The 266-nt window shown below is 57.9% G+C and carries 1 protein-coding gene; it reads right to left on the bottom strand.

All coding sequences use genetic code 11. The features are described from left to right. The coding region (locus AAEZ05_RS28910; protein WP_350650039.1) for a class I adenylate cyclase domain-containing protein at positions 1–266 on the bottom strand (266 nt) is incomplete at both ends.

Genomic DNA, 266 nt, shown 5'->3' with positions numbered 1-266 from the left:
CCGATTTATAGGGCGACTCGATGCCCTTGAACAGTTGCCACAGCCCGGCGCCAATAAATTCCCCCGGAGGAATATGAGCCAAATGGCCGAGGTCGAGGGTTTCATCAGCGCGGATAAAGCGCTTGGAAATCAGTGCGTGAGTAAACTCGGCGTAGCGGTTTTCTTCGTAGACCGGCACCAACCACCAGATGGGCGTGCGTCCGGCCAGCCAGATCGCGGTGCGATAGAACTCATCCAACAGCAGGTAGTGCTGGGTGGTGCCGCAG

The sequence above is a fragment of the Pseudomonas sp. HY13-MNA-CIBAN-0226 genome, from assembly GCF_040310305.1.
Lineage (GTDB): Bacteria > Pseudomonadota > Gammaproteobacteria > Pseudomonadales > Pseudomonadaceae > Aquipseudomonas > Aquipseudomonas gregormendelii.
The sequence above is the reverse complement of the archived record's forward strand: the minus strand, read 5'-3'. Positions and strand labels throughout refer to the sequence as shown.